This window comes from Cupriavidus cauae, from assembly GCF_026210475.1.
In the GTDB taxonomy this organism is placed as follows: domain Bacteria; phylum Pseudomonadota; class Gammaproteobacteria; order Burkholderiales; family Burkholderiaceae; genus Cupriavidus; species Cupriavidus cauae.
Map to the genome: position 1 here is coordinate 1,275,227 of NZ_CP080294.1, position 12,867 is coordinate 1,288,093.

The following is a 12,867-nucleotide window of genomic DNA, read 5'->3' on the forward strand; positions in this document are numbered from 1 at the left end:
CGTCACGCGGCCTTGCCGGCGAACAGGCCCTGCGGCCGGATCGACAGGATGATCACCAGCAGCACGAAGGCGATGATGTCCTTGTAGTCGGTCGACACGTAGAAGCCGCCGAAGCTCTCCGCCATGCCGATGATCAGGCCGCCCAGGATCGCGCCGGGGATGCTGCCCATGCCGCCGAGGATGATGATCACGAAGGCCTTGGTGATGACCAGGTGCCCCATCGCCGGATAGACCAGGTTGATCGGCGCATACAGCGTGGCGGCGATCGCGGCCAGCGCGCCGGAGATCGCGAACACCAGCAGCGTGACGCGCGTCGCGTCGATGCCGACCAGCGCCGCGCCTTCGCGGTTCTGCGCCATCGCGACGATGGTCGAGCCGGTCACGGTGCGCGTCAGGAACAGATGCAGCACCACCATCAGCGTGAAGGCGGCGGCGATGATCAGCAGCCGCTGCAGCGGCGCGGTCAGGCCGAACACCTCGACCAGCTGGCCGTAGGGCGTCGGCATGCGATGGAAGTCGGCGCCCCACAGCGCCTGTGCGCCCGCTTCCAGGAACAGCAGGATGCCGATCGCCGCGATCATGTCGTGCAGCTCGGGCGCGTTGCGCAGCGGATGGAAGACCAGCCGCTCGGCCAGCATCGACAGCAGCGCCACGGCCAGCGCCGCGGCGACCATCGCCAGCCAGTAGTTCACGCCCAGCGACGTCATCATGTAATACGAGACGTAGGCGCCGGCCATGTAGAAGGCGCCGTGCGCGAAGTTGGGTACGTGCAGGATGCCGTAGACCAGCGTCAGGCCGAGCGCGACGAGGCTGTAGACCCCGCCGAGCGTCAGCCCGTTCAGAAACTGTTGGAAGAACATTGACACCGACTCACCTCATGCAGATCGAAATCGCAAACGGGGGCGCGCTTCGGCGAACCGATGCGCGTGGCAGGACAGCGCCGCGAAAAAAGACGCGGCCTGCCGGTCAACCAATGTGGGGGTCAACTGCGCGGCTTGGCGCGCATCGGAAAGGGTTGCATGGCGGTCTCCTGAAACGGTCGATCCGGGCCGCAAGATGCCCAGCTTTCATACCGGTTATTCGTGTCGTGACTGACCGCTGCGAGGTGTGTCGCAGCGTCTCCGCACGATCGTTCGTTTTCGTTGACTGTTGCATAGGGCTTGAGGCACAGTCAAGGAATACGGAATAGTCTTTCGCACAGCGAAATAGCGGTTTCCGGCCCGGCCGCGCAGGGGTTTTTCGCTGTCGCAGCGCGGTCAAATGCGGGCGGGTTTTCCCTGCTTTTCGGCCGCTGCCGCCGCTGTCGCGCCCGGCTTTCCGCTCGATTTCCGCCTCGATTCCGCCCCGATTTCCGCCTGGACCGCCGATCATGAAGCGCACCGCCACCGTGATTCCCGTTGTCGCCGAGCCGCCCTCGACGGTGCCGGCGAGCGCATTGCGCGATGCCGACGAGGCGGGTCCCGGAAATCCCGCGGAGGCCGAGGATCGCAGCTTCGTCACGGCGCTCGCGCGCGGTCTCGATCTGCTGCGCGCGTTCGGGCCGCAGGACGACTATCTCGGCAATGCGGAGCTGTCGCGCCGTACCGGCATTCCGCGGCCGACGGTGTCGCGGCTGACCTATACGCTGACGCGGCTCGGCTACCTGGTCTATGTCGAGTCGCTGGAGAAATACCGCCTGGGCCAGGGCGCGATGGTGCTGGGTCACCGGTATCTCGCGACCTCCGGCATTCGCGAGGTCGCGCAGCCGCTGATGCAGTCGCTGGCCTTCGCCACCGGCTGCACCGTTGCCCTTGCCACGCCCGACCGCCACGAGATGGTCTATCTCGAAGTCTGCCAACCGCGCGGCGCGCTGGTGATGCGGCTGACGCCGGGCTCGCGCCTGCCGATCGCGACCTCGGCGATCGGCCGCGCCTGGCTCGCGGGTTTGCCCGCGGCGCGGCGCGCCAGCGTGCTGGGCGATCTGGAGCGCCACTATCAGACGCGCTGGCCGACGATTCGGAGCAAGCTCGAACGGTCCTTGCGCGACTACGGGCGGCGCGGCTTCTGTGTCGCGCATGCCGAATGGGACCGCACCGTCAGCGGGGCCGCCGCGCCGGTGGTGCTCGAAGGCGGCACCGAAGTGCTGTCGATCAATATCGGCGGCGCGGCCTCGCGGCTGACGCCGGAAATCCTCGAGGCGAATCTCGGCCCGCGCGTGCGTCAGCTTGCCGAGGCGCTGCAGGGCAGGCTGTGGCGCGTCCACGGCTGAGCGGACCTGGCCATCGGGACCATCACCAATACCCACGACATCTCGACCACCACAATCATCAGCACAAGGAGACAGGCATGGAGATCAGCAACAAGACCGTCGTCGTCACGGGCGGCGCCACCGGCATCGGGCGGGCACTGGTACTGGCGTTCGCCAAGGCGGGCGCGCGTGGCATCGCGGTCGCCGATCTGGACGAGCGCGGCGCGCAGCAGGTCGCCGCGGAGGCGGCCGAGCTGGCGCCGTCGTGCCAGACCTTCGGCTGCCGCACCGATGTCGCCGATGCGGCCGCGGTGCAGGCGCTGGCCGACGAGGCCACGCGCCGCTTCGGCCAGGTCGACGTGTTCTGCTCGAACGCCGGCATCATCCTGCGCAAGGGCCTCGATGCCACCGCCGACGAATGGCAGCGCATCTGGGAAATCAACGTGATGGCCCACATCCACGCCGCCAATGCCGTGCTGCCGCAGATGCTCGAGCGCGGCGAGGGCTATTTCGTCAATACGGTGTCGGCGGCGGGCCTGCTGTCGCAGATCGGCTCGGCGCCGTATGCGGTGACCAAGCACGCGGCGATCGGCTTCGCCGAATGGCTGGAGATCACCTACGGCGATCGCGGCATCAAGGTCAGCTGCATCTGCCCGCAGGGCGTGCAGACGAAGATGCTGTTCGGCGAGAACGGCGAGCGCAAGGGTTTCCTGCAGGAGGGCTCGGTCACGGCCGAGCACGTGGCCGCGGTGACGCTGGAAGGCATCCGCGACGAACGCTTCCTGATCCTGCCGCATCCCGAGGTGCTCGAGTACTACCGCCGCAAGGGGCAGGACTACGACCGCTGGCTCAAGGGCATGCGGCGGCTGCAGGAGAAGGTGATGAGCGAGTTCGGCGGCATCGGCAAGCAATGACCGCCGGCACGCCGATGTTCGAGATGGATTGACCCATGGCGGCGACGGGCCGATTGAAACGATTGGCCCCGATTGGCCGCAATCGAGACGACAGAGACCGAACAAGCGTCCAACACAAAGGAGACAAAGATCATGCGGATTTCCCCATTCACCGGCGCGCTGTCCGCGCTTGCCACGGTGCTTGCCACCGCGTTCGCCGCGCCGGCGGTGCAGGCCGAAACCTATCCGGGCCGGCCGATTCGTATCGTGGTCGGCTTCCCGACCGGCGGCGCGCCGGACACGCTGGCGCGCATCGTGTCGGAGAAGATCTCGCCGTCGTGGGGCCAGCCCGTGGTGGTCGACAACAAGCCCGGCGCGGGCGGCAATATCGGCGCGGAAGCGGTGGCACGCGCGCCGGGCGACGGCTACACGCTGGCGCTTGGCACGGTCGGCACCCATTCGATCAATGGCGCGGTCTACAGCAAGCTGCCGTACGACATGGTCAAGGACTTCACGCCGGTGATCCTGCTGGCGACGACGCCCAATGTGCTGGTGGTCCATCCGGGCGTGCCGGCCAAGACCACCGCCGAGTTGATCGCGCTGGCCAAGTCCAAGCCCGGCGCGCTGACCTTCGGCACGCCCGGCATCGGCACCTCGCCCCACGTGGCCGGCGAGCTGTTCAATACGGTGGCCGGGGTCAAGATCACGCACGTGCCCTACAAGGGCCGCGCGATGGCGATCCCCGACCTGCTGGGCGGCCATATCACGATGATGTTCGACAACCTGCCGTCGGCGCTGCCGGTAATCAAGGAAGGCAAGCTGCGCGCGCTGGGCGTGACCAGTCTGAAGCGCTCGGCCTCCGCCCCGGATATTCCGACGCTGGCCGAGCAGGGGTTGAGCGGCTTCCAGGCCGACTCGTGGTTCGCGATCTTCGCGCCGGCGACCACGCCGAAGGACGTGGTGGCCAAGCTCAATACCGAGCTGAACCGGATCTTCACGCTGCCGGACGTGCAGGCCAAGCTGAAGACCCTCGGCCTCGATCCGGTGCTCGGCACGCCCGACGCGCTGGCCTCGTTCCAGAAGGCCGAGATCGCGAAGTGGGCGAAGGTGGTGAAGGACTCGGGGACGACGCCGCAGTAATCGGCGGTATCGGCAACACCGAGCGTTACGTCATGCGACGCGGTTCTCCCCTCTTCCGCTGGCGGGAGAGGGGTCGGGGGAGGGGGCAACAGCGCCCGCTATTGCCAATAGCGCCCGCAAAACCACCGCCTTTTCCTCTCCCGCGTGCGAGAGAGGGGAGCCCCGCCCCGGTTATTCCTCGAGCGCAGTAGTACCCCGTTCCGCCAGCCGGTCCGGCACGCCGCGCAAGCGCGCCAGGCTGACCGCCGCGCCAACCGCCGCCACGCAGGCCGCCACGCCCAGCGCGGTGCGCGAGGCCGACGTTCCCACCAGCGCAAACAGCAGGGCCACCACCGCGGTGCCCGTGGTCTGCCCCAGCAGCCGCGTGGTCGCCTGCGCGCCGCTGGCGCCGCCGCTGCGATGCGGCGGCGTCGCGCCGATCATCGCGCGGTTGTTCGGCGACTGGAACAGGCCGAAGCCGAGCCCGCACATCGCCATGCGCCACAGCACGTCGATGCTGCTGCTGCCGCGATCGAGCATCGCCAGCAGGACCAGCCCCGTGCACAACAGCGCGAGCCCTAGCCCGGCCAGCACGCTGGCGGGGAAACGATCCGAAAGCCGCCCTGACAGCGGCGCCATCACGGCCACCATCAGCGGCCACGGCGTGATCAACAGCCCGGTCTCCTGCAGCGATCGCCCGAGCTGGTATTCGAAATAGAAGGGCAGCGCGACGAAGGCCAGCATCTGCGTCATGAACGAGCAGAACGACGTGCCCACCGCCAGCGTGAACGCGCGGTTGGCGAACAGGTCCACCGGCACCAGCGGCGCCGCCTTGCCGCGTTCCATCCGTGCGAGCCACCAGCCGAGCAGCAGCGCCGCGATCAGTCCGCCGACTGCCGCCCGGCGCAGCCCGCCATGGCCCAGGCCATCGACGCCGAGCACGAACAGGCCGATCACCACCGCCGACAGCAGCGCGCTCGGGTAATCGAACGCGCGCGGCTGCGGCGGCGTGTCCGGCAGCGCCCAGCGGCTCAGGCTCAGCGCGATCACCGCCACCGGCACGTTGATGGCGAACAGCCATTGCCAGCTGGCGAACGACAGGATCAGCGCGCCGACCGACGGGCCGATGCCGGTCGTGATGCCGACCACCAGCGCGTTCAGGCCGATGCCGCGTCCGAGCTTGGTGGGCGGATAGATGTAGCGCACCAGCGCCGTGTTGACGCTCATGATGCCGGCGCCGCCGATCCCCTGCAGCACGCGCGCCGCCACCAGCATCGGCAGGTTGACCGACAGCGCGCACAGCAGCGAGCCGACCAGGAAGGTCGCCAGGCCGATCCGATAGACGCGCTTGTAGCCGAGGATGTCGCCGAGCGAGGACAGCGGCAGCAGGCAGACGGTGACCGTCAGCTGATAGGCGTTGACCACCCAGATCGTATGGCCGGGATCGGTGCCGAGCTGGCGGGAGATCGACGGCAGCGCGATATTGGCGATCGAGCCGTCGAGCACGGCCATGATCAGGCCGCAGAAGACGGTGAGGATCGCCCACTGGCGTTGCGGATGGGGAAGACCTTGATCTGAATGCATCGACGGTACGGCGGGGAAGGCGAGGATGGCGGCTGGCCGGCCCGGTGCGATCGCGCATCAAGTACGCCGCGGCGAGCGGACCGATGGCCCGGCCCGATGCTGGCCGGCGCCGGGCGGCGACATTATCGGCGCAGCGCCGCGCGCCCGCAAATCGCCGCGTTGTGGTATATCGCGCGCGCTGGAATCATGCGCACGTGCCGCGTTTTCGCACAGACATTGCAGACATGGCATCGCCGTGCGCGCCCGTAACCGGCGCCGTGCCGGTGTTCGCGATCAGCGCGCCAGCTGGCCGAGCACGCTCTCGAGCGACGACAGCCCGCTCTCGATCAGGTGCGACATGTAGACGTTCATCTGCGGCATCACCAGCATCAGCAGCAGCATGCCGCCGGCCAGCGTGACCGGGAAGCCGACCGCGAAGATCGACAGCTGCGGCGAAGCGCGGTTCAGGATGCCCAGCAGCAGGTTCAGCGTCAGCAGCGCCGCCACCAGCGGCAGCGCCAGCAGCAGGCCCGACGAGAACACCGTGCCGCCCGCACGTGCGACGGCCGCCCAGCCATCGGCCGACAACGGCGTGCCGCCGATCGGCAGTGCCGAGAAGCTGTCGACCAGCGTGGCCAGCATCAGCAGGTGGCCGTCCAGCGCCAGGAACAGCAGCATCGCGACGATGCCGAGGAAGCGCCCCAGCACCATGGTCTGGCCGCCGGCGCTCGGATCGAAGAACGAGGCGAACGACAGGCCCATCTGCAGGCCGATGATTTCGCCGGCGTATTCGACCGCGGCGAACACCAGCCGCATCGTGAAGCCGAGCGCGATGCCGACGCCGATCTCGTTCAGGATCAGCAGGAAGCCGTCGAAGGAGTAGACCGGCACCACCGGCAGGTTCTCGATGGTCGGCGAGATCGCGATCGCGATCAGCGCGGCCAGGCCGATCTTGGCCTGCCGTGGTATGGTGCCCTCGCTGAACAGCGGCGCGGTGGCGATCAGCGCGAGCAGCCGGAACAGCGGCCACAGGAAGGCCGCAATCCATTCGTAGAGCTGGGCCGTGGTCACTGATACCATCGCGTCTCGCCTCTTGCCGTGGTTGTCGTTGTCTGCGCCGCTATCCGCGTCGCTAGCTGCGTCGTCATCCGTGCCGCACGTGGCCGACTCACGGCCGGCTCAGCGCACCAGCCCCGGAATGCCCTCGAACACCTCGCGCATGTAGTCGACGAAGGTGTTGATCATCCACGGCCCCACCAGCACCAGCGTGATGAACAGCGCCAGCAGCTTGGGGATGAACGAAAGTGTCATTTCGTTGATCTGCGTGGCGGCCTGGAACAGGCTGATCGCCAGGCCCGCGATCAGCGCGACCAGCAGCAGCGGGCCGGCCAGCAGCAGCGTCATCTTCATCGCCTGGGTGGCGATGGTCATTACGGTTTCCGGCGTCATTTGGCCTCCGGTGCGCTTGCGGCGTCGGCGTGGTACATCGAAGGTGGCACGTCAGGTCAGGAAGCTCTGCGCCAGCGAGCCCAGCAGCAGCTGCCAGCCATCGACCAGCACGAACAGCATCAGCTTGAACGGCAGCGAGATCGTCGCCGGCGGCACCATCATCATGCCCATCGCCATCAGCACGCTGGCAACCACCAGGTCGATGATCAGGAAGGGGATGAAGATCGTGAAGCCGATCTGGAACGCGGTCTTCAGTTCGCTGGTGACGAAGGCCGGCACCAGCACGCGCAGCGGCACGTCTTCGGGGCCCTGCATCTCCGGCGTTTTCGCCATCTGCGCGAACAGCGCGAGGTCCTTCTCGCGGGTCTGCTTCAGCATGAAGGCCTTCATCGGCGCGGCGGCGCGTTCGGCCGCCTGCTCCAGGCTGATGCGGTTCTCCGACAGCGGCTTGTAGGCCTCGGTGTAGACCCGGTCCAGCACCGGCGACATCACGAAGAAGGTCAGGAACAGCGACAGGCCGATCAGCACCTGGTTCGGCGGCGACGTGGCCGTGCCGAGCGCGGTGCGCAGCAGGCCGAGCACGATCACCACGCGGGTGAAGCCCGTCATCATCAGCAGGGCGGCCGGCAGGAAGGACAGCGAGGTCAGCAGGACCAGCGTCTGGACCGACAGCGACCAGGTCTGGCTGCCACCGGGGCCGGGGCGGCTGACGATGCCCGGCAGCGCCTGCGCGGCCGCGGGATCGGTGCCGAGCGCGAGAGCGGCGGCCAGCAGCAGGCCGAGCGTCAGCGTCAGCGGCGCTCCGGACCGACGCCGGCTGGCGGCGTACATGGTGTTCATGACTTCAGGGTCTGTTGCAGGTTCTGTTGCATCGAGCGCAGCAGCTTCTGCGCGAAGGTGGCCTTGTCGCCGAACGGGGCTTGCGGCGACATCGGCGTCGAACCCGTGCCGCGCATGCCGCCCGTGCCGGCCATCGGGGCGATCGCCTCGCCGGGCGATGCGGAGCCGGCCGGCAGCGTATGCAGGGTGCGGATTTCGCCGGCGCTGACACCGAGCACCAGCCAGGTATCGCCGACCTCGACCAGCAGCAGGCGCTGGCGTGCGCCCAGGCTGGTGCTGCCGACGACTTTCATCACGCCGCCCTGGACATGCCGCACCAGGCCGGCGCGGCGCGCCAGCCAGGCAAGGCCGAGGATCAGCGCGATGATCGCGAACAGGCCGAGACCGGCCTGCGCGAGCGCGCCGGCACCGGTCGCGCCGGTCACGGCATCGGCCGCGTGTGCGAGGACCGGCAGGCCGGTCGCCGCACCGCAGATCGAGCGGGCCGCGTACGAGCGCGTGCCAGGCGCGGGCCGCAATGCGCGGCCCCGAGCGGGTTTCATTTGTTCAGCTTCCGGATGCGTTCGGACGGCGTGATGATGTCGGTCAGGCGGATGCCGAACTTGTCGTTGACCACCACCACCTCGCCCTGCGCGATCAGATAGCCGTTGACCAGCACGTCCATCGGCTCGCCGGCCAGGCCGTCGAGCTCGACCACCGAACCTTGCGCCAGTTGCAGCAGGCTCTTGATCGGTACCTTGGTGCGGCCCAGTTCGACCGTCAGTTGCACCGGGATATCGAGGATCATCTCGATATCGTTGTGGAAGCCGCTCGACGCTTCGCGCTCCAGCGGCTGGAAGACCGTCGCGGCCGCGGGCGTGGCCGTCGCCACCGTGGCGGCGGGCTCAGGCGCAGCGGTCGCGCTGGTTTGCTCGGCCAGGGCGCTCGCCCAGTCGTCCATCGGATCGGCCGGCTTGTCCTCTTTGCCGTCAGTCATGGTCGGTTTCCTTGTTGGAATCGCTGTCTTGATGATTGAACATGCGCTGCACACGCAGCGCGTACTGGCCGTTCATCGTGCCGTAGCTGCACTGCATGACCGGCACGCCGTCGACCTTGCCGATCACGTTCTCGGGCAGCTCGATCGGCAGCACGTCGCCGGCGCGCAGCGCCAGCACTTCTGCCACGGTGCTGCGCAGATGCGCGAACTCGGCCACCAGTTCCACCTCGGCGGCGCGCAGCTGTTGCGACAGCTGCTGCAGCCAGCGCTTGTCGACCTCGACTTCATCCTGCAGCGGATTCATCAGCAGATCGCGCACCGGCTCGATCATCGAGTACGGGAAGCAGACGTGCATCTGCCCGCCGACCGCGCCCAGCTCGATATGGAATGCGGTGGTCACCACGACCTCGTTGGGGATCGCGATGTTGGCGAATTTGGTGTGCATCTCCGAGCGGACGTATTCGAACTCGATCGGATGGACCGCCTGCCAGGCGTGGCCATAGCTGGCCAGCGCCAGATCCAGCATGCGGCGGATGATGCGTTGCTCGGTCTGCGTGAAGTCGCGGCCCTCGACGCGCGTATGGAAGCGCCCGTCGCCGCCGAACAGGTTGTCGACGACCAGGAACACCAGGTTCGGGTCGAACACGAACAGCGCGGTGCCCCGCAGCGGCTTCATGTGGACCAGGTTCAGGTTGGTCGGCACCGGCAGGTTGCGCACGAACTCGCCGTATTTCTCGATCCTGATCGAACCGACCGAGATATCCGCGCCGCGGCGGATGAAGTTGAACAGCGCCGTGCGCAGCTGGCGCGCGAAACGCTCGTTGATGATTTCCAGCGTATGCAGCCGGCCGCGGACGATGCGCTCCTGGGTCGCCAGGTTGTAGGGCCGCACGCCGTCTTCGGAGACCGGCGCCACGGCCTCGGGCGTCTCGGCCTCGCCGGATACGCCCCTGAGCAGCTCGTCTACTTCATCCTGCGAGAGGAATTTGTCGTAAGCCATTTAATGTCCTGCCCCAATGAACGACTGGATTAAAGAAGCGCCGCGCGCACGCCGGCCTGGGCGCGCGCGAGGTGCGCATCGGCGGGCGAGAGTCGGGTGGTCGGCTTCATATCGGGTTGGCAAGCGGGGCAGGGCACGGGCTTACTGCACCACGAAGGAAGTGAACAGGACATCCACGATCTGTTGGCTCGGCAGCGCCGGTGCGAACGGCTTTGCCAGCGCCTGCTTGATTTCTTCGGCGAGCTTCTGCTTGCCCTCGACGGTCGACAGCTCCGGCGGCTGCTTGGCCGACAGCAACAACAGGATGCGGCTGCGCGCCTCCGGCAGATATTCGGCGATGCGCGCCTGCGTCTGCGTGTCGGCCACCTTGACCGACAGGCCGGTGTGCAGGAAGCGGTCGCCGTCCTCGCCCTTCAGGTTGACGGTGAAGGCGTCGAGCGCGACAAAGATCGGCGCCGGAACCACGGGGGCGGCCGGCGCGGCGGGTGCGCGGTTGTTCAGCAGGCTGCCGAGGAAGAAACTTCCCGCGCCCAGCACGGCCGCGACCGCGACACCGGCGAGAATCAGCACCCCGCGCTTGCTGGAGCTGGGTGCCTGGGGAGTCGTGAGCGTTTTCGCCATGAGATGCCTGTATCGGAATGCCACGCCATTCTCGGTGAATCGGTGGCGGGCAATGGGCCGAAAAAAAGGGGGAAACCCGCTCAGCTTGGCCGTTTGAGTCGAGCGGGAGCGACCGTCGGCGGCAGCGGACGGTCATCTCATGGGTTAACGTTGGTGGCCGGCGGAACTTGAGCGGGCTGTCATCGGCGGGTCATTGCCGGGCGCCAGACTCGCGGGATTTCCATCCACGAGAGCCTGCGCATGCGCCGTCCCGCCGTCCGTTCCGCCGCCTGTTCCGTCGTCCCTTCGGTCGATCCTTCGATCGAGGCCGTCGTTGCGTCCGCCGATGCGCCGGCCATTGCGCCGGCCATTGCGCCGGCCGGCGCGCCCGGCCGCCGTGCCGGGACCCGGGTAGTGGGCCTCGCCGCGCTGGTGATGTCGACCGCGCTGCTTGCCGCCTGCGGGGGCGATGACGACCAGGACGACGGCCCGCGGCGTTCGGTAGGCGCGGTCCGGCTGATCGGCGAGCAGACGCTGCCCAACGACCTGCAGGTCGGCGGCACCACGGTGGGCGGCCTGTCCGGCATCGACTACGATCCGGCGGCCAATCTCTGGTATCTGGTCTCGGACGACCGCTCGGACAAGCAGCCGGCGCGCTTCTATACGGCGCGGATCAGCTATGACTCGGCCCGCCTGCAGCCGGTGCAGATCGCCAGCGTCGTGACGCTGCGCCAAGCCGACGGCAGCGCTTACCCCAACCGCACGGCGGGCGGCGTCGTGCCCGATCCCGAGGCGATCCGCTTCGATCCGTCCACCGGGGGCCTGTGGTGGACCAGCGAGGGCGATCGCGCGCTTGGCCTCGATCCCTTCGTCGCGCGGGCCCGCACGGACGGCACGCTGAGCGGCACCTTGCCGCTGCCGGCGGCGTTCAGGATGACGCCCACGCACGAAACCGGCTCGCGCAACAACGCGACGTTCGAGGGACTGTCGCTGTCGGCCGACGGCAAGTCGCTGTGGGTCAGCATGGAAGGGCCGCTGTACCAGGACGGGCCGCTGCCGACGCCGTCGTCCGGCTCGGTTTCCCGGCTGCTGCGCTACGACCGCAACGGCAATGTGCTGGCGCAGTATGTCTATCCACTCGACGCAATCCCGGCCGCGCCAGCCCCGGGGCGCAGCGCCGACAACGGCGTGACCGAGATCCTGGAGATCGACGAAAACCGGCTGCTGACGCTGGAGCGCGCCGGCGTGCAGGGCGCCGATGGCAACTTCACTACCTATGTGCGGCTGTACCAGATCGATATCCGTGGCGCGACGGACGTGCGCAGCCTGGACCGGCTCGCCGGCGCCAGCTACGTGCCGGTGCGGAAACGGCTGGTGCAGAACCTGAACGCGCTGGGGCTGAAGACCGTCGACAACATCGAGGGCATGGCCTGGGGACCGAAGCTGCCCAACGGCCGCGACAGCCTGGTGCTGGTGTCGGACAACAACTTCAACGCGACGCAGATCACGCAGGTGCTGGCGTTCGAGGTGGTGCCGGAGTAGAAGAGGGGGCCGGCGCTGGCGGCGTTCCTCGGCTTCCGTCAGCCGCCGTCAGCCGCCGTCAGCCACCGTCAGCCACGTCAGCCACGTCAGCCACCGTCAGCGCCCGTAGCCGTACCCGTCGTAGCCGCGGCCGTCGTATGGCTGGTCCGGATAGCCCTGCTGGTAGGCCGGCGGATAACCGCGGCGGTCCTCGCCGTATTGCCGCTGCCGCGCCGGCCCGTCGGCCCGGATGCGGGCGGCACGGATCGGCCCGGCCGCTTCCAGCGGCCCGTTGACGATCAGGTCGCCCTGCACGCGCAGGGGGCCATGCACGGTCAGCGGGCCGTTGAAGGTGCGCTGCGGCGCCCCCCGCATCGACGGGCCGTCGTCCGTCTCGAACCATTGCCCGGTGACCGGCCCGCGTACCCGCACGCGGCCATCGACCTCGACCGGGCCCTGCACCGTCACCGGCCCGTTGACGACCAGCGTGCCGGCCACCGTCATCGGGCCGGATTCGACAGGCTGCGCCTGTGCCTGGCCGGCCAGCATCGTCACGCCGCACATGGCCATGGCGGCCAGCCCTCGGCGCAGGGCAAAAATTCCTGCATTCACACCGTTCTCCCCATGATTCGGCAGCCTCCGTTGTACCGCGTGGCGAGGCGCCCTGGGGCCGCCGTTT

14 protein-coding genes are annotated in these 12,867 nt (G+C 68.3%); 4 read left to right on the forward strand and 10 right to left on the reverse strand.

Annotation, left to right across the window (positions count from 1 at the left end; genetic code table 11):
- Nucleotides 1-2: 2 nt before the first annotated feature.
- Nucleotides 3-866: a branched-chain amino acid ABC transporter permease gene (locus KZ686_RS21000; protein WP_149316432.1), complete on the reverse strand. Its 864-nt coding sequence runs from the start codon at nt 864-866 to the stop codon at nt 3-5.
- Nucleotides 867-1,369: 503 nt separating this feature from the next.
- Here KZ686_RS21000 and KZ686_RS21005 point away from each other — a divergent pair.
- The 3 genes from KZ686_RS21005 to KZ686_RS21015 all read left to right on the forward strand — a co-directional run bounded on the left by KZ686_RS21005 (nt 1,370) and on the right by KZ686_RS21015 (nt 4,260).
- Nucleotides 1,370-2,248: an IclR family transcriptional regulator gene (locus tag KZ686_RS21005; protein WP_149316431.1), complete on the forward strand. Its 879-nt coding sequence runs from the start codon at nt 1,370-1,372 to the stop codon at nt 2,246-2,248.
- Between the two features lie 77 nt (nt 2,249-2,325).
- Nucleotides 2,326-3,141, forward strand: a complete 816-nt coding sequence (locus KZ686_RS21010) for an SDR family oxidoreductase (RefSeq protein ID WP_149316430.1) — start codon at nt 2,326-2,328, stop codon at nt 3,139-3,141.
- A 132-nt stretch (nt 3,142-3,273) separates the two neighbouring features.
- Nucleotides 3,274-4,260, forward strand: a complete 987-nt coding sequence (locus KZ686_RS21015) for a Bug family tripartite tricarboxylate transporter substrate binding protein (RefSeq protein WP_149316429.1) — start codon at nt 3,274-3,276, stop codon at nt 4,258-4,260.
- A gap of 171 nt (nt 4,261-4,431) precedes the next feature.
- On the opposite strand, the gene KZ686_RS21020 is transcribed toward KZ686_RS21015, so the two are convergent.
- The 8 genes from KZ686_RS21020 to fliL form a co-directional block, all read right to left on the reverse strand.
- The gene (locus KZ686_RS21020; RefSeq protein ID WP_265633563.1) at nt 4,432-5,823 is read right to left on the reverse strand and encodes an MFS transporter; all 1,392 of its coding nucleotides are present in this window, start codon (nt 5,821-5,823) and stop codon (nt 4,432-4,434) included.
- A gap of 273 nt (nt 5,824-6,096) precedes the next feature.
- A complete protein-coding gene (fliR, locus tag KZ686_RS21025; RefSeq protein ID WP_265633564.1) occupies nt 6,097-6,882 on the reverse strand; it encodes a flagellar biosynthetic protein FliR in 786 nt (261 codons plus the stop codon).
- A 99-nt stretch (nt 6,883-6,981) separates the two neighbouring features.
- Nucleotides 6,982-7,251: a flagellar biosynthesis protein FliQ gene (gene fliQ / locus KZ686_RS21030; protein WP_149316426.1), complete on the reverse strand. Its 270-nt coding sequence runs from the start codon at nt 7,249-7,251 to the stop codon at nt 6,982-6,984.
- A 51-nt stretch (nt 7,252-7,302) separates the two neighbouring features.
- Complete coding sequence (gene fliP / locus KZ686_RS21035) at nt 7,303-8,091, reverse strand: flagellar type III secretion system pore protein FliP (protein WP_150082895.1); 789 nt, start codon at nt 8,089-8,091, stop codon at nt 7,303-7,305.
- Nucleotides 8,088-8,633 (reverse strand): flagellar biosynthetic protein FliO, encoded by a 546-nt coding sequence (gene fliO / locus KZ686_RS21040; protein WP_265633566.1) that lies wholly within the window; start codon nt 8,631-8,633, stop codon nt 8,088-8,090. The genes fliP and fliO overlap by 4 nt, the downstream gene beginning before the upstream one ends.
- The gene (gene fliN / locus KZ686_RS21045; RefSeq protein WP_006576009.1) at nt 8,630-9,067 is read right to left on the reverse strand and encodes a flagellar motor switch protein FliN; all 438 of its coding nucleotides are present in this window, start codon (nt 9,065-9,067) and stop codon (nt 8,630-8,632) included. Before fliN ends, fliO begins: the two co-directional genes overlap by 4 nt.
- On the reverse strand, nt 9,060-10,067 hold the full coding sequence (gene fliM, locus KZ686_RS21050) for a flagellar motor switch protein FliM (protein WP_265633567.1): 1,008 nt from the start codon (nt 10,065-10,067) through the stop codon (nt 9,060-9,062). The genes fliN and fliM overlap by 8 nt, the downstream gene beginning before the upstream one ends.
- 141 nt (nt 10,068-10,208) lie before the next feature.
- Nucleotides 10,209-10,688: a flagellar basal body-associated protein FliL gene (gene fliL, locus KZ686_RS21055; protein WP_023265181.1), complete on the reverse strand. Its 480-nt coding sequence runs from the start codon at nt 10,686-10,688 to the stop codon at nt 10,209-10,211.
- Nucleotides 10,689-10,928: 240 nt separating this feature from the next.
- On the opposite strand from fliL, the gene KZ686_RS21060 reads away from it, so the two are divergent.
- Entirely contained in the window at nt 10,929-12,209 is a 1,281-nt protein-coding gene (locus tag KZ686_RS21060; RefSeq protein ID WP_265633568.1) for an esterase-like activity of phytase family protein, read from the forward strand.
- 96 nt (nt 12,210-12,305) lie between these two features.
- Here KZ686_RS21060 and KZ686_RS21065 read toward each other — a convergent pair whose 3' ends face one another.
- On the reverse strand, nt 12,306-12,800 hold the full coding sequence (locus tag KZ686_RS21065; protein WP_150082892.1) for a hypothetical protein: 495 nt from the start codon (nt 12,798-12,800) through the stop codon (nt 12,306-12,308).
- Between the last annotated feature and the right edge of the window lie 67 nt (nt 12,801-12,867).

Excerpts from the sequence above, each read along its gene's own strand:
- KZ686_RS21005 (WP_149316431.1), top strand. The coding sequence starts at position 1,370 with ATGAAGCGCACCGCCACCGTGATTCCCGTTGTCGCCGAGCCGCCCTCG.
- KZ686_RS21010 (WP_149316430.1), top strand. The coding sequence starts at position 2,326 with ATGGAGATCAGCAACAAGACCGTCGTCGTCACGGGCGGCGCCACCGGC.
- KZ686_RS21015 (WP_149316429.1), top strand. The coding sequence starts at position 3,274 with ATGCGGATTTCCCCATTCACCGGCGCGCTGTCCGCGCTTGCCACGGTG.
- KZ686_RS21020 (WP_265633563.1), bottom strand. The coding sequence starts at position 5,823 with ATGCATTCAGATCAAGGTCTTCCCCATCCGCAACGCCAGTGGGCGATC.
- fliR (WP_265633564.1), bottom strand. The coding sequence starts at position 6,882 with ATGGTATCAGTGACCACGGCCCAGCTCTACGAATGGATTGCGGCCTTC.
- fliQ (WP_149316426.1), bottom strand. The coding sequence starts at position 7,251 with ATGACGCCGGAAACCGTAATGACCATCGCCACCCAGGCGATGAAGATG.
- fliP (WP_150082895.1), bottom strand. The coding sequence starts at position 8,091 with ATGAACACCATGTACGCCGCCAGCCGGCGTCGGTCCGGAGCGCCGCTG.
- fliO (WP_265633566.1), bottom strand. The coding sequence starts at position 8,633 with ATGAAACCCGCTCGGGGCCGCGCATTGCGGCCCGCGCCTGGCACGCGC.
- fliN (WP_006576009.1), bottom strand. The coding sequence starts at position 9,067 with ATGACTGACGGCAAAGAGGACAAGCCGGCCGATCCGATGGACGACTGG.
- fliM (WP_265633567.1), bottom strand. The coding sequence starts at position 10,067 with ATGGCTTACGACAAATTCCTCTCGCAGGATGAAGTAGACGAGCTGCTC.
- fliL (WP_023265181.1), bottom strand. The coding sequence starts at position 10,688 with ATGGCGAAAACGCTCACGACTCCCCAGGCACCCAGCTCCAGCAAGCGC.
- KZ686_RS21060 (WP_265633568.1), top strand. The coding sequence starts at position 10,929 with ATGCGCCGTCCCGCCGTCCGTTCCGCCGCCTGTTCCGTCGTCCCTTCG.